Annotated in this window: 13 protein-coding genes; 10 read left to right on the top strand and 3 right to left on the bottom strand. The window is 68.0% G+C overall.

The window, feature by feature from the left end; all coding sequences use genetic code 11:
* Positions 1–492, bottom strand: coding sequence for a hypothetical protein (locus AB0J97_RS00880; protein ID WP_364082839.1), 492 nt, complete (start codon positions 490–492; stop codon positions 1–3).
* Positions 493–631: 139 nt separating this feature from the next.
* Positions 632–1,102 carry an ATP-binding protein gene (locus AB0J97_RS00885; protein ID WP_364082842.1) on the bottom strand — a complete coding sequence of 157 codons (471 nt, stop codon included), beginning with the start codon at positions 1,100–1,102 and terminating at the stop codon, positions 632–634.
* 279 nt (positions 1,103–1,381) lie between these two features.
* On the opposite strand from AB0J97_RS00885, the gene AB0J97_RS00890 reads away from it, so the two are divergent.
* The 3 genes from AB0J97_RS00890 (at position 1,382) to AB0J97_RS00900 (ending at position 4,341) form a co-directional block, all read left to right on the top strand.
* Positions 1,382–2,767, top strand: coding sequence for a hypothetical protein (locus tag AB0J97_RS00890; protein ID WP_364082845.1), 1,386 nt, complete (start codon positions 1,382–1,384; stop codon positions 2,765–2,767).
* Between the two features lie 73 nt (positions 2,768–2,840).
* On the top strand, positions 2,841–3,728 hold the full coding sequence (locus AB0J97_RS00895; RefSeq protein ID WP_364082848.1) for an aminoglycoside phosphotransferase family protein: 888 nt from the start codon (positions 2,841–2,843) through the stop codon (positions 3,726–3,728).
* A 4-nt stretch (positions 3,729–3,732) separates the two neighbouring features.
* Positions 3,733–4,341 (top strand): hypothetical protein, encoded by a 609-nt coding sequence (locus AB0J97_RS00900; protein ID WP_364082851.1) that lies wholly within the window; start codon positions 3,733–3,735, stop codon positions 4,339–4,341.
* A 165-nt stretch (positions 4,342–4,506) separates the two neighbouring features.
* On the opposite strand, the gene AB0J97_RS00905 is transcribed toward AB0J97_RS00900, so the two are convergent.
* The gene (locus AB0J97_RS00905) at positions 4,507–7,404 is read right to left on the bottom strand and encodes a hypothetical protein (RefSeq protein ID WP_364082854.1); all 2,898 of its coding nucleotides are present in this window, start codon (positions 7,402–7,404) and stop codon (positions 4,507–4,509) included.
* A 905-nt stretch (positions 7,405–8,309) separates the two neighbouring features.
* On the opposite strand from AB0J97_RS00905, the gene AB0J97_RS00910 reads away from it, so the two are divergent.
* The 7 genes from AB0J97_RS00910 to AB0J97_RS00940 all read left to right on the top strand — a co-directional run bounded on the left by AB0J97_RS00910 (position 8,310) and on the right by AB0J97_RS00940 (position 13,997).
* A complete protein-coding gene (locus AB0J97_RS00910; protein WP_364082857.1) occupies positions 8,310–8,834 on the top strand; it encodes a hypothetical protein in 525 nt (174 codons plus the stop codon).
* Positions 8,816–9,637, top strand: a complete 822-nt coding sequence (locus AB0J97_RS00915; RefSeq protein ID WP_364082860.1) for a hypothetical protein — start codon at positions 8,816–8,818, stop codon at positions 9,635–9,637. The genes AB0J97_RS00910 and AB0J97_RS00915 overlap by 19 nt, the downstream gene beginning before the upstream one ends.
* A 3-nt stretch (positions 9,638–9,640) precedes the next feature.
* Positions 9,641–10,285 carry an SAF domain-containing protein gene (locus AB0J97_RS00920; protein WP_364082863.1) on the top strand — a complete coding sequence of 215 codons (645 nt, stop codon included), beginning with the start codon at positions 9,641–9,643 and terminating at the stop codon, positions 10,283–10,285.
* Between the two features lie 7 nt (positions 10,286–10,292).
* On the top strand, positions 10,293–11,006 hold the full coding sequence (locus AB0J97_RS00925) for a hypothetical protein (RefSeq protein WP_364082866.1): 714 nt from the start codon (positions 10,293–10,295) through the stop codon (positions 11,004–11,006).
* Positions 11,003–12,298 carry a CpaF/VirB11 family protein gene (locus AB0J97_RS00930; RefSeq protein ID WP_364082869.1) on the top strand — a complete coding sequence of 432 codons (1,296 nt, stop codon included), beginning with the start codon at positions 11,003–11,005 and terminating at the stop codon, positions 12,296–12,298. Before AB0J97_RS00925 ends, AB0J97_RS00930 begins: the two co-directional genes overlap by 4 nt.
* A 146-nt stretch (positions 12,299–12,444) precedes the next feature.
* Positions 12,445–13,134, top strand: a complete 690-nt coding sequence (locus AB0J97_RS00935) for a type II secretion system F family protein (protein ID WP_364082872.1) — start codon at positions 12,445–12,447, stop codon at positions 13,132–13,134.
* On the top strand, positions 13,131–13,997 hold the full coding sequence (locus tag AB0J97_RS00940) for a type II secretion system F family protein (RefSeq protein WP_364082875.1): 867 nt from the start codon (positions 13,131–13,133) through the stop codon (positions 13,995–13,997). The genes AB0J97_RS00935 and AB0J97_RS00940 overlap by 4 nt, the downstream gene beginning before the upstream one ends.
* The last annotated feature ends 6 nt before the right edge of the window (positions 13,998–14,003 follow it).

Genomic DNA, 14,003 nt, shown 5'->3' on the forward strand with positions numbered 1-14,003 from the left:
TCATGGCTGTATCCCGAGGACGCGCTCCAAGCACGTGTCCTTGCACGCGAACACGAGCCCCGTGCTTGAGGACAGCCCGATCTGGCGGAGAGGCCGGTCACTGCGCTGGCAGACCACGCAGGCGGCTCCCCTCTCGCCCGGGAGCCGCCCCAGGACAAGCTGCGCCAGGCAGAGCAGATAGGTCACCTCGTCCATACGGGCTTCGAGCCAGTGGTCACCGTCGGCGTCGCCAACCGCCAGCACGGCACGGGCCTCGGCCAGCAGCGCCTGAACCCGCGTACGGACCTTGTCGGGCGTCACCTCCTCCCCCGACTGTCGGTACATGATCTGTTTGCCCTTCTCGATGTCCCGCCACATGATGTGCCGCAGCGCCGTCGCAGCGTCGATGATCAGCTCAGGAAGGTCGGAGATGGCCCACCGGCCACCACCGAGGTGATGAGCGACGGTGGAATGAATGTCGCTGTGGATGTACTCGGACGTGGCGCTGATCATCGCGGTCTCTCTGCTACGAAACTCCTCGTCGAGGCAATGAAGCCGGCCTCGGAAGCGGGGTGCACGTACACGTGGCCGCTCCGCGGGGGGATACAGGAGCGGGGACATTCGACGTACGAGACCTGCCCTCGGGAACCGCTCACCACGACGTCACCTCCAGGCACGACGCATCGGGCAGCCCCTCTGACACGGCTTCCTTCGTCGGAACCTCCGCCCAGACCCGCTTGTGCCCGTACGGCTCCAGGCGTATCCCCCACCGTTTCGACACCTGTTCGACCAGGTACAAGCCCCGCCCATGGGGATTGCCATCGTCCGGCGTTCGTGGGCGGGGAAGGGTCGCCGATCCCTCATCGATCACCTCGATGCGCGCCAGGCCGTCGCCGCTCGCCATCAGCTCTACGACGACCAGCCCTCCCGGCCTTCCCGAATGGGTATGGGTGAGCGCGTTGGTGAACAACTCGCTGGTCACGAGCTGCGCGTCACTCACACACTGATGTCCGGCGGCCATCAGTGCACGTCCCACAAAGTGCCGAGCCACCGGCGTCGAGCTGTCTCTCCCCGGCAGCACTATTTCACCAAGGAATTCGCCATTTATGGCGAAACCACCCACACACCCCTCGTGCCTACAACGCGGCTCCGGCGGACATGCTGCCCGCTTCCCTTCGGTCGTCATTGGCATCTCCTCAGGTACCAGCGAGGACACCGACGTCCCGCTCGCTTGCCGGGGCCCAAGGAAATCTCACGGACAGCCCCCTGACCAGGCTTTTCAAGTCGGGCACTCGTGCAGGAGGAACGTATTGTTCATCCCTGAACATCGCCGTGATTGATCGATAACGCAGTGTTATCCTGCAGACCCGTTTGTCCTCCTGATGGCGAAGGAAAGGACGAAATGAACGGACTTTCGCGTCTATATGCCGCGGCCGGTTTCAGTAAGCAAGAAAGCTTCGCCGCGGCAGTCAACGCGCATCCGCTCGCCCGTGAAGCCGGGGTGAGCGTGAGCAGGGTCAGCATCGGGCGCTACCTGTCGGGATCAACAGCACCGGAGTTGGCGGTAGCCCGCGTGATCGTTGCGGTGCTCGCCGCCCGCTTGGGGCAGCCGGTCACACTGAACGACGTCTGGCCGGTGGCCTTCGCACCTGCGATCTCCGACCTAGCCCTGCGCTACGAAAGATCTCTGTCCGTCACGGTCGAGTGCGTCGCCGAACTGCTGGCGTGCGAGATGGATTACGCCCGTGCCCAAGCCCTGTCCGCGCTCGGCTTCGCCCCTCCCGCCATATCCGAGGCCATCGCCGGATGGCGGTACGGGCTCGCCGACTCGACTCCTGGCAGGCAAGCGAACAGCAGACAGGTGACGCACCGCCAGGTCGCCCAGATCCAGGAGACATGCGCCTGGTTCGCCGGCCTCGACCACGCCCGAGGAAGCGGGCTGGTACGCAGTGCGGTGACAACGTACCTGCACGACCACGTGGCTCCCTTGCTACGCGCCAGCTACACCGACACCGTGGGCCGCGACCTGTTCGCCGCAGCCGCCCAGATGCTCCAGTTGTCCGGGTGGATGGCCTACGACCTCGAGCGACACGGCTTGGCCCAGCGCCACTACATCCAAGCCCTGCGCCTGTCCAAGGCCTCGGGCACCCAGGCGCGCGGATTCGATGCCTTCGTCCTCATACGGCTCAGCCAGCAGGCCCTGAACCGAGATCACGCCGACGAGGCCCTCTACCTCGCCCGCGCCGCCCACGACGACATCGCCCACTCCACCACCACCCCAGCCGTACGCGCTCTCGCACATGTGGCCGAGGCCCGCGCCTGTGCCCGGCTGTACGAAAAGGGCGACACGCACGCGGCCACCGCCTGCCGCCAAGCCCTCCTTGCCGCCGAACGCGAACACAACGCCAGCGACCTCGCAGAAGAGCCAGCCTGGATCGGCTACTTCGACGCACCCGAACTCGCGGCCGAGATCGCCCACTCCCTGGTCGGAATAGGTGACGTGACCGCCGCACTTCCCCGCCTTGACGAGGCGCTGACGGGCAAGAGCACTGATCGCGCCCGCGACCGGCTGTTCTGCCTGCTGAACCTGGCCACCGCCCACGTCAAAAGTGGGGATCTCGACGCCGCGCTGGCCGTAGCCGAGCAGACGACCCCCAGCATCGCGAGCGTCACGTCCACGCGGACCCGCAGCCGATTCCAGGGCTTCCACCGATCGCTGCCCGCCAGGGATCCACGTGTTGCCGCCTTCACCGAGCGCGTACATGATGAGTGGGCCGACGTTGCCTAGAGTTCCGGAGATCAGACGGCAGAACGCCGATCGTCTGACCAGCCGGGCCCCGCTGGGAGCACCAACCTCCGCGATGAGCACACAGCCAGTCGATGCCCCCTACAGAACAACCTTGTCCGATGCCTGCCGACAGGCCGGGCTCGACTCCCGCGGCGCCCGCCTCCTCCGCGTCCACGCCAACGCGATCTACCACCTGCCGCAGGAGAACGCCGTCGCCCGGATCCGCAACGCCTCAGTGCTGGAACGGATGCGCGTCGCTGTCCGAACCGCCGGCTGGCTCGCCGACCAAGGCTTCCCCGCCCTCCGGCCACTCGACGTAGCCCAGCCCATCGTCATCGGCGCCCATCTGGCGACCTTCTGGGAGTACCTCCCTCAGACCAACGCGAGCCCCGCCGACATCACCCCCCTGGCCCGCCTGTTGCGCACCCTTCACCGACATCCGTTGCCCTCGTTCCCGTTTCCCCCTATCCGGCCTATGGGGAGCACCGCGGCTGACGCGAGCGCATCGACGGTCCTGTCGGAGGGCGAACGGGACTGGCTGATCACACGATGCACCGAACTGGAGGAGAGCTTCGCGCAGCTCGCCGCCACGCTGCCAACGGTGCTGGTGCATGGGGACGCCCATACCAACAACCTGCTCGCCCACCCTCACAAGGGCTGGGTCCTCATCGACTGGGACTCCGTCGGCATCGGACCGCCCCAATACGACTTCATGCCCATCTACCTGCGCCCCCGCCGCTTCGGACACCCGCCTTCCCTGTGGAGCGAGTTCAGGAGGGCCTACGGAATCGACAGAGACGAGGACTCCAGCTTGGCGCAGCTGGCCGAGATCCGCGAGGTCCGCAGCCTCAGCGCCTTCATCCGAGGAGCCGAACACAACCCCGCGGCCCGCGCCGAGCTGGCCAACCGCTTGTCCTCCCTCGTCACGAGAGATCCCTCACGCAGGTGGCATCCTCTGTAGGCCAATGTCGACCAGCCAGTCGATCAACTGGCCGAACGATCAATCAACTCCTGAAGGGGAGCGGCTGGCGGAGTCTCGCTCATGCTCCACTGGTGAGATGGGAAACGCTTTAGCAAGTCTGATCGCGATCGCCGGCACGCTGTTGGGTGCTTCGGCCACCTATGTTTTCCAGCTGCGTACCGCCCGGCAGGCGAGGCGGCATGCGTGGGATGAGCGCCTGTGGCAGGAACGGTTGGCTACTTACGGCGCGTTCGCCGATGCCCTGACGTCGTATCGCTACAGTCAAAACGATCGGTGGCATCGGCACAGGGAGGATCTCGACGGGCCGACCGATGTGGCGGCACGTGATATCTCGTTCGCGCGGCGAGCGAGCGCCAAGTCTGCGCTCTTCAGACTCCAGCTCGTCACAGCAGATCCGGCGCTGAATCACCTGGCTACCCAGGCACTAGATGCCGCGTGGAGGATCTCTTCCTCGGAAGATCAGGTGGAGCTGAACGCCCGCCGTGACCAAGCACTCAGCGCTCTGGAAGAGTTCATGAATGCAGCCTCGCAACAGATGCTGGAGGCCGCGCGAGGGCCAGCCCAGCGGGCGACCCTTTACCTTTCCCCGTGACCCTGCGGAGGGGCGACTCCCGACCAGGAGGCGAGGGTTCCCCTTCTGTTCGCCATGTTAAATAGCGGTTTCGCTGTCGGCTTGCGCTGGCGGCCGTTCAGCGCGTACATGCCCCGGTTACGCGTTTCGGAGGGCATGGGCGGGACGTTACCACCACGAGTGACGCTACGGCCGGGCTGTCGGCAACGTCGAAGGATTGGAGTCTTGCGGAGGCACCTGAACCGTGGGCAGTGGTGCGATCACATTGTTCACCAGCGCGGTCGCTGCGGCCGTCGCGATCGCGATGGCCACGGCAGCCAGCGGCGCGGCCAGGGCGCGCAGGGTGCGGACGTTCCTGACCCGCGCCCACGGCTCCCCGGCCAGCGACACCAGCCGCCACTCCCACCACAATCCGAGCCCGATACTGACGACCGTGATGTTGCCCACCGCCACCAGCACACCGATGAGTGCCTCGCTGGAGATGGGCAGCGGTGTGACGTCCGGGTTCGCGTTCTGGGGGGCGGCGATGACCAGCGGCTGGACGAACATGGGCAGTTCGACGAGCAGCGCCGCCAGCAGGAAGGTCAGCGACTTCGCGATCGGCCCGGCACCGCGGACGCGCGGGTAGAAGTAACCGAACACCATGCACAGCACCGGCAGCGACAGCACCGCCAGCACCGCGATCACCAGCTCGTTGGCCGCCGTCTGCCCGCTCCGCACCGATTCCACGATCCGCACGGCGGAGAACGGCAGTGACAGCACCGTTCCGACCCCGAACGCGGCCATCGCGTTGTGCCACGGGCTGCGTCCGGCAAGGGTGGCGAGTGCGAGATCGGAGTCGACGGGTCCGAACCGCTGGTCGCCGGCCCGCTCCAGCGCCGCGTGCTGCTCCTCGAAGCCGTCGCCGGCCTGCCGTTGCCGCAGCAGGTCCGTCAGGGCGCGCCGGGCGAACCTGCGCCTGATCAGGTCGCGTACGAGCAGGCGGTGCTCGTCCGGGGAGACCGGCCGACGCACCACATCACTGCCCAGGCCGGCGGCTGGCAGCAGCCAATGCGCCCCGGCCCAGGCCAGGACCACCGCAACCCCAAGGAACCCGGACACGGTCAGTGCCGGCGCTCGCAGCAGAAGCAGGAAGAGTACGGCCGTGTGGAAGGCGGTCGCGTCGGTCACCCCTTCTGGCCTCTGTCCGGCCCGCCGTGCGCGGAGAACAAGCATGGCCAGGGCCAGCAACGGTGGCCCGTACGCGATGAGGCCGAGCAGCGACCAGTCGTAGTGGGACTCTCCCCAATCTCCGAAGTCCCACATGGTGGGAATGAGTATGGACGCCACGACACCAAGCGCCAGCGACACAGTCACGGCACAACGTAGCGCGGCGCGCGACGACCAGCGGCGGGCCACCTCGGTGGTCCAGGCGAACGCCACCACCGACCAGGCCACGGCAACCAGCGTCGCCATCACGGCGGTGTCCAGGCCGACCCCCGCCACCAGCGCCCTGCCGCCCAGCAGCGCTCCGGAGCCGAATATCACGAAGGCGACCCCCGGCAGCCATACCCGCCACCGCGGAACGACCGCGGCAGCGCCCCCGACGATCGCCAGGCCGATCGTCGCCACGAGGACCGGCGTCCCAGCGCCCAGCACCATCAGCGCCCACAATGCGGCGGCCGCACCCGTCGCAGCCGCCGCGGCCGAACCCACCGCGACCGCCGCCCGGCCGCCACCGGGCACCGCGCGGGCCGCCGAGACGAGCGTCACCACAGGAAGGACAGGCACCAGGAGCAGCGTCGCCCACCCCAAGCCGTATTCTTGGCCAACTCCGGCAAAGGGAAGATACGCCGTTACCAGCACGGCCAAGAGCAGCCAGTTGCGCCGCCGGCGCCACCACGCGCCGCCGACCGCGCGCACCAGGCTCTGCAGGAGAAAGAGCGATCCAGCCGCCCCGCACACCCACTCCAGTACCGTCCACCCCTGGGCCAGAAGCCCAGGTTCCGGCTCCTCCGGCGTCTCCTCGTCCTCATCCGGCCCTTCGATGTAGCCGCCCATCTGGTCATCATTGGTGAGATAGCCGGCGACGGACTCGGCCTTCCCGTCCTGCGCGAAGGCCGCGCGCGCCGCGCTGCCTCCGCTCAGGCGCAGGAACCGCGTGTCCTGGGCGAGCGGGGCGGGCCCGCTGACCCCGGCCACCATCCAGTCAGTGGCGGAAATGACGACCTCGTGGCCGGTCAGCGGAGGCACGTTTCCGTCCGTGGCTGGAGGGGTGTACTCGACGCCGATGTAACCGCCCACCTCGGAATTGAAGCTGCCGTACGCAACGCCGGTGAAGGTGACGACGGCCTCGCGCGCGCCGGCTTCAGCCTTGACGACCGGTGTGCCAAAGGCGGTCGGCAGAACGACATTGCTCTCGTCGATGTTGACGACGCCCAGCCTGCGCTCGGCGAACTGGGTTGGCGAGCCGCCCGCGGCACCCGCGCGCAAGGCCGTCACGTCGGGATCGTCGATGGGCACTCGCAACACGTGCGTCACCTTGAGTTCGAAGACGATCAGGCCGGGAGCGTCGGGGACGGCGGTCTCAACGACCATGCGGTCAGGAGCAGGATATGAACGCCAGGACCCCGGCCTGGCCTTGGCGAGCGTGACCTGGGTCGTCGCGATCCGCGCTGGGCCGGACGGCTTGGGCGTGTTCGTGGCCTTGGCGACCATAAGTTCAGCGGTGCCGAACGTCACCCTCCCCTTGCAGCCGACGATCACCCAGTATCTGCCCGGGGGGAGTGCGGAATCGACTTCGGTGTCCGCGTACAGCGCTCCGGACGATGACTTGTCGAGGTCCAGCTTCCCGAATGCGCCGGAGACGGCGCTCGCGCCGGTATCGGCGCCGGCGACGGGATCAGGGCAGAAGGCAGTCACCCGCACCGTGCGGCCGGCGGGGAGGGTCGGCGGGTCGACGATGACGCGGATCGGCGCGGGCGTGGATGTCTCGGACGGCTCATCCTCCAGCACGGCCTGCGGGCGGGGGAGCGGATCGATGCGCGAGACCATCCACAACCCGGCCATCAGAGCCAGGAGCACCGCCGCCGCGACCACGCCCACGCGGCGGCCTCGGTGCCGAGCAGCCCTGAGAAACGACTCGCGGGGAGGAGGACGCCACCCGGTCGGCGCGACAAGCCGCGCTCTGCGGCCATGACGGCGCGCCGCGACGAGTCGCGAACGGCGGGGAGATGCCTCCACAACCGCATAATCCATCCCCATTCGGAAAATCTGCAGATCTATGCGCAATCGTGATGTCGGCCGCCTGCCCGCCACCGATCATGAGATCCGCCAGCGTACCGGCGCACCTGCTGGCCAGGATGCGGATCCGCAGGATGCGTCAGCCACCAGTTTCTGATGCCCGCCCCGACTCGAACTTCACCCCCGCCGGCACCGCCCGATTGCTCGAAGCGATGCCCCGGTTGATCCGCCGGAACGAGCGCGGTGTGCTGCGACGGATGCTCGGCTTCGCCGAAGCAATGCAGTCCATAGGACCAAGGCGCAGTCGACTCGCTGAACGACGTCGCGCGTTCAGCCGCGTCTCCCGGCCAGGCTGGCGGCGATCTGGGCGGGGGGACTTCTCGGCAAAGGGCGACTTGGTCACGCTCGACCGCCTCCCGCTCCCGCCCCCGGTCGAGTCGCTGGCCGCACAGACAGCGGGCGCACCGGTCACCGTGCTACGCGGCGCAATGGCGTAATGCAATAGCTGATGCAATCCCAGAGCGCAGTCATGTTGTGCAAGGAACAACCCTCGAGCTTCGCGGATCGCCGACCGGAGCAAGGAGTACGCACCAACAGAGCTGCGAATAAATATCGGGTAATGATCGACTGTCCTGGCCGTTAGGGCACGGAGAGCGATGGCACCCTAGCCTCACCACCATGAGTAGCGAATCAATTCCTCCACGTAAGGATTCTGGTCGGTGAGAGTCCATTCTCCAAGATCCAGACGAGTCATGCCCTGGGCGGCGATGCTCCTCACGGCAGCAAGCGCCGTGGTCGCATGCCAGTCCGGCGGTTCCTCCCCCGAACCAGCTTCAACGGCGGCGCTACCCTCAGCCGCCCCAACACCCACTCCCCAGCCCACCCGGGGCAAGGACGCCATCCTGGCCATCTACCGGGAGCTCTACCGTGTCGGGCCACAGGCCGAACGTGCTCTTGCCGAACAGCGCCGAGCGATTCTTGAGCCGGTCGTGACCCAGCCCCTTCTGGACACGATGTTGAAAGGCATCGAAGCCCTTCGCGCCAGAGGCCGGGTTACCTACGGATACCCCATCCTGCACACCTTCGATGTGCAGATCCGAGGCACCAGTGCCGTCCTGCACGACTGCCAGGACGGTAGTAAGGGCGGCCAAGCGGACTACCGGACGGGAAAGCACCTCACTCATGGCATGCCCGGCACCCACATGATCGCCGCCTTCGCCAAGGAGGCGGACGGCGGGTGGCGGGTCGCGAAGGTCGACCAGTTGGATACGCCATGCTCGCCGGATACATGACTCATCTCCTGTTGGCCGGAATCGCTGTCGTCCCGGCCGGAAACGACCACGGGGACGGCGTCGGCGTGTCACGCAACTATTTCGACTACCTCATCTCGGCCCGCGACAAGCCCAGTCGCACACCCGCTGTCCAATCAAAGGCGAAACCGAAGGTCACCTGTTCCTACCAACGATGGTGGTACGCGAACGGGCTGCAGAAGGTGGGCCAGGGATCCGCCGATCCCGACAGGACCCTCAGCAGCGAGCCGGTCAAGGACGGCGCCTGGTACCTGCTCAAATGCTCCAATGGGAGCCAGAAGCTCGTCTGGCTCGACAACCAGCACACCAAGGCGGCTGCCGAGCAACTCGCTCAGCAGGCGTACAAACGAATCCCCATCACGCTGCCGAGGGTACTCACCGCTCCGCCGCGCGGCAGGGACGCGCTGGTCGGGCTCCCCCACTGGTTCTACCTGGCCAAGGGGCAGTGGGCGCCCAAAGCCAAGCGGCTGAGCACCGGGGCGGTCTGGGCCGAGGCGACCGCCAGGCCGCAGCGGATGACCGTCGATACCGGCGAGGGCCACAGCTTGATCTGCAACGGCCCCGGCACCGCCTACGACCCCGCCCGATCGGCCGGGCAACAGAGCTCAACGTGCTCGTATCAGTATCAGCAGCCAGCTCAGGCCCGCCAGGTAACGGTGTCGGTGACCTGGGGCGGTACGTGGCACGGCTCAGGCGGCGCCGGTGGAACCCTGCCACCGATCACGAGGTCGGTCACGTTCCCGGTCCGGGTTGTCGAAGCCCAGGCGCTTGTCACGGAGGGATAGACGTTGACATTGCTTCAGCGGCTCTCGCCGCCCAGAGAAACGACCCAGCTGCGACCGCTGCCGGGGCGACGCAGCCCGATGATGCTCGTGGCCGGCGTCGCGTTGACCGCGCTCGGCGCCCTGGTCGCCTGGCAGGTGTACGGAGTCGCCAGTGAGCGGGTTCCGGTGCTGGTCATGGCTCGTGACGTACCGGTCGGCCAGTCACTCCAGGCTCAGGATCTACGTACGGTCGCGCTCGGGCTGGACGCGGCGGTCCAGACAGTGGATGCGGCCGGTAAGAGCATGGTGATCGGAAAGCGGGCCGCGATCGACTTGAAGGCGGGCAGCCTCCTGTCACCCACGCATGTGACCGAGACGCTGGTGCCGGCGCCAGGTGAGGCAGTGGTACCGGTGGCGCTGAAGCCCAGCCGACTGCCAGCAAGGGGCATCCAGCCCGGTGACCGCGTCGTAGCTACTGCGGTCTCGCCCAATGAAGCAGGCCATGGGCCCGCGCAGGATCAGGCGGCCAGGGTGGATCGGGTCGGCCAGCCGGACGCGGACGGGCTGGTCGTGGTCGACCTGATCGTCCCAGCAGCGGCCGGGACGACTCTGGCCCGCCAGGCGGCTGAGGGCCAGGTGGCCATCGTGTTGCAGTCGCGGGCCGGGTGAGCCGCCCATGTTGATCGTTCTGTGTTCGGGTGGACACAGCCCCGGCGTCACGACAGCCGGGCTGGCCCTGACGCTCACCTGGCCACGTGAGGTGCTGTTCGCCGAGTGCGACCCCGCCGGTGGCAGCGTCCTGTCCGGGTATCTGGTCGGTCACCGACAGGACCGCGGCCTCGGTGAATGGGCAGTGCAACTGAGGCGCGGCGCGGATGTGTCGGCCACCTTGGCTGAGCAGGCGCTTCAGCTGAACGGCCTGGAAAACCGCCGAATTCTGCCGGGACTGGCCAGTCCCTCTCAGGTGCCGTCGGTCCAGCCGCTGTGGCCCGGCATCGCCGAAACCTTCGCCACCATGGCCGGAGACGTGATCGCCGACGTCGGGCGGATCGGCGGAGCGGATACCCCGAGCCCGCTGCTGGCCGGAGCAGATCAGATTCTTGTCATCGCCCAGCCCACGCTACGAGATCTGTCCGCGCTCGCTCCTCGTCTGGCGGAGATCAACCACCGAGCCACTCCGCAAATGCTGCTGACCGGCGACGGACCCTATGGGCGCAGGGAGGTGGCCAAGACTCTGGGAGTAGAGGTAATCGGCCACCTTCCGCGTGATCCGAAGGCGGCGACGGTCCTGACGCACGGTTCCGGAAGCGAGCGGTATCTGTCGCGTTCGCTGCTACTGCGGGCCGCACGCTCGCTCGGCACCAAGCTGTGCGAACGGGTGACGGCGTGAGCTTCGACGTGCAGAGGGCGGTGCGGAAGATCCTGCCGCAGGTGACCGAGGCGCTCGACAACGCCACGGTGACCGGTGACGAGGCTGTCCGGGAGTACGCACGGGCGGTCATCATCGACCTCGTCCGCGAATACGCAGACAGCAGGACGCTGGCCGGCCGGAACGTTCCCACCCTGTCAGAGGAACGGCTGCTGGCCGAGGCGATCTACAACGAGATCTTCGCCTTGGGACGTCTGCAGCCGTTCGTCGACGACCCCGACGTGGAGAACATCGACGTCAACGGATGCGACCAGGTGTGGATCACCTATCGGGACGGCCGCAAGCTGCCCGGCCCACCGATCGCCGACAGCGACGAGGAACTGGTGGGTGACGTCCGCCGGTGGGCCGCCTACCAGGGCCAGACCGCTCGGGACTTCTCGATCGCCCGCCCGCGTCTGCACCTGTCCGTCGGGCGGACGCGTATCGCCGCGCTGATGGGCGTCACCCCGCGCCCGAGCCTGTCGATCCGCAGGCACGGCATGCTTCACGCCGACCTGGACGACCTGATGGCGGCCGACACCCTGGACAAGGGCTGCCGCGCGTTCCTGGCCGCCGCCGTACGCGCCCACAAGGACATCGTGATCACCGGCGGGATGGGCGACGGAAAGACCACCTTCGCCCGAGCCCTGGCGGCCGAGATCGACCCGGACGAGCGGATCGCCACCATCGAGAAGGAGTACGAACTCTTCCTCCACGCCCAGCCCGACCGGCACCGAGATGTGCTCGCACTGGAGGCCCGCGAGGGCAACACCGAAGGCTTCGGCACGATCACCCTGCACCAGCTGATCGAGGACGCTCTCCGCTTCAACGCCCGCCGCATCATCGTCGGCGAGGTCCGCGGGGACGAACTGGTCCCGATGCTGGAGGCGATGAACACCGGCGGCGCCGGCTCCATCTGCACCATGCACGCCGACTCCGCCGACCAAGTCTTCGCCCGGATGCTGATCCTGGCCGGATCAGGTGGCCTGTCGATCGCACCGGAGACCCTGTTCCGGACCATCGGCATGGCCGTCGACTTCGTCGTCCATCTACGGCACGAGCTTCGCCACGACCTGGACGGCCTGGTCAACCACCGCTACGTCGCCGAAATCCACGAGGTCCTGCCTCCGGCCGACGGCCTGGAACCATCGGTCAACCGCGTCTACGTACCCGGACCGGACGGACGTGCGGTGCCGAACACGATCCCGCAGTGCATGGACGAGCTGGTCGCGGCGAGCTTCGACGCCAACCTGTTCACCGGGGGCTGGGCATGACCGGCTGGCTGGCCGCCCTGGCCGGGGCGGCGCTGATCGCGGGGCCGCTGATCACCGCCGCCGGATCACAACGGGTTCCGGTACGACCGCCCCGCCCGCCACGGCGCCGGATACCCCGGACCACGGTCATTCCGTTGGCGTGCGGGATGGCCGCATTCTGTGTGACGTGGTGGCTGACAGGCTGGCCGGTCGCCGCCGCCGGAGCCGCAGCGGGCGCGGTGGCGCTGCCTCGCATGCTGAGCAGCCGTGACGCCGTCCGGCGGATCGAACGACTCGAAGCGCTGGAAGCCTGGATCCGCCATCTGGCTGACGTCCTGGGTGGCAGTGCGGGCATCGAGGAGGCGTTGCGCTCCAGTGCCGACCATCCGCCCGCGCCGATCGCCACGGAGGTACGGGCACTTGCTCGTAGGCTGGCCTACCGCACACCCACCGAGCAGGCACTACGGGCGTTCGCTGACGACTTGACCGACCCGACCGGCGACATGATCGCCGCCGCGCTCATCCTGGCGTGCCGGGCCCGCGGGCAAGGACTGCGCGAGGTCCTGCAACGCCTGGCCCGTACGGTCGCCAAGGACGTCGCCGCCCGGCGCGAGATCAACGCCGAACGCGCCACCCACCGCGTCACCGCCCGCTGGGTCGTCGGCGCGCTGCTCGGCTACACCGCCTTCGCGCTGCTCAACACCACGTACGTCGTTCCGTTCGGCACGGTCGGCGGGCAGCTCGTACTTACGATCGTCATCGGCCTGTACGCCAGCGCGTTCTCGTGGCTGCACCGCCTGGCCAAGCCACCCAAGGGACACCGCTTCCTCAACAACACCGCCGGTGAAGCATCATGATCGGGCTCGTGTTGGCCAGCGGCGCGATCAGCGGCCTCGGGATCGCTCTCACCCTGGCCGCCGCCTTCCCTGCCCCTCCCGCGCTCGCCCTCGCGATGGAACGCCTCAGGCCGGGCGCACCTGCGGAACCTGACGAAGGCTGGAAAACACGGCTGGTCAGCAGGCTCGCGAGAACGCTGATCGGCGCGCGGGTGCCGCACACGGATCTCGCCGTACTCGGCAAGACGCCCCACGACTACATCGCCCAGAAGGCGCTGATGATCGCTCTGGGGGTGGCCGGTCCGTTCGTGTTCTGGGCGTGGTGCTCGCTGCTCGGCGTCACCCTGCCCTGGCTCGTCTCCTGGGCCGCGTGTCTGGCGTTCGCCGTCGCGGTGTTCTTCGCTCCCGATGCCGCCATCCGCGGTCAGGCCGCAGAGGCGCGTGCGGCGTTCCGGCAGGCCATCGTCGCCTACCTCGACCTGGTCGCGCTCGCCCGCGCCGCGGGAGCCGGACCAGCCGAGGCCCTGGAGTCCGCAGCCAAGATCGGCCATGGGTGGACCTTCCAGCGACTGGCCCAGGCACTGGATCCCGCGCGCCGAGGCTCCGGCAGCGCGTGGGACGAACTCACCCGCCTGTCGGCGGAGATCGGAGCCCCCGAACTGGCGGACATGGCCGCCATCGCCCAGCTGGCCGGCACCCGAGGCGCGAGCATCCTCGACACCTTGATGGCCAAGGCCCAGTCCCTGCGCGAGGCCGATCTGTCGGCCGAGATCTCCAAGGCCAGATCCCGTACCGAGACCATGACCGTCCCGATGGCCCTGTCGGTCCTCGGATTCCTGCTGCTGCTCGGCTACCCCGCCTTCGCGCGGATGACCGGCGGCTGACCCGCT

This window comes from Nonomuraea sp. NPDC049607, assembly GCF_040675375.1.
Lineage (GTDB): Bacteria > Actinomycetota > Actinomycetes > Streptosporangiales > Streptosporangiaceae > Nonomuraea.

Coding starts and splice junctions, on each gene's coding strand:
- AB0J97_RS00915 (WP_364082860.1), top strand. CDS start 8,816: ATGCTCGCCGGATACATGACTCATCTCCTGTTGGCCGGAATCGCTGTC.
- AB0J97_RS00900 (WP_364082851.1), top strand. CDS start 3,733: ATGTCGACCAGCCAGTCGATCAACTGGCCGAACGATCAATCAACTCCT.
- AB0J97_RS00895 (WP_364082848.1), top strand. CDS start 2,841: ATGAGCACACAGCCAGTCGATGCCCCCTACAGAACAACCTTGTCCGAT.
- AB0J97_RS00890 (WP_364082845.1), top strand. CDS start 1,382: ATGAACGGACTTTCGCGTCTATATGCCGCGGCCGGTTTCAGTAAGCAA.
- AB0J97_RS00910 (WP_364082857.1), top strand. CDS start 8,310: ATGCTCCTCACGGCAGCAAGCGCCGTGGTCGCATGCCAGTCCGGCGGT.
- AB0J97_RS00880 (WP_364082839.1), bottom strand. CDS start 492: ATGATCAGCGCCACGTCCGAGTACATCCACAGCGACATTCATTCCACC.
- AB0J97_RS00940 (WP_364082875.1), top strand. CDS start 13,131: ATGATCGGGCTCGTGTTGGCCAGCGGCGCGATCAGCGGCCTCGGGATC.
- AB0J97_RS00925 (WP_364082866.1), top strand. CDS start 10,293: ATGTTGATCGTTCTGTGTTCGGGTGGACACAGCCCCGGCGTCACGACA.
- AB0J97_RS00935 (WP_364082872.1), top strand. CDS start 12,445: ATGGCCGCATTCTGTGTGACGTGGTGGCTGACAGGCTGGCCGGTCGCC.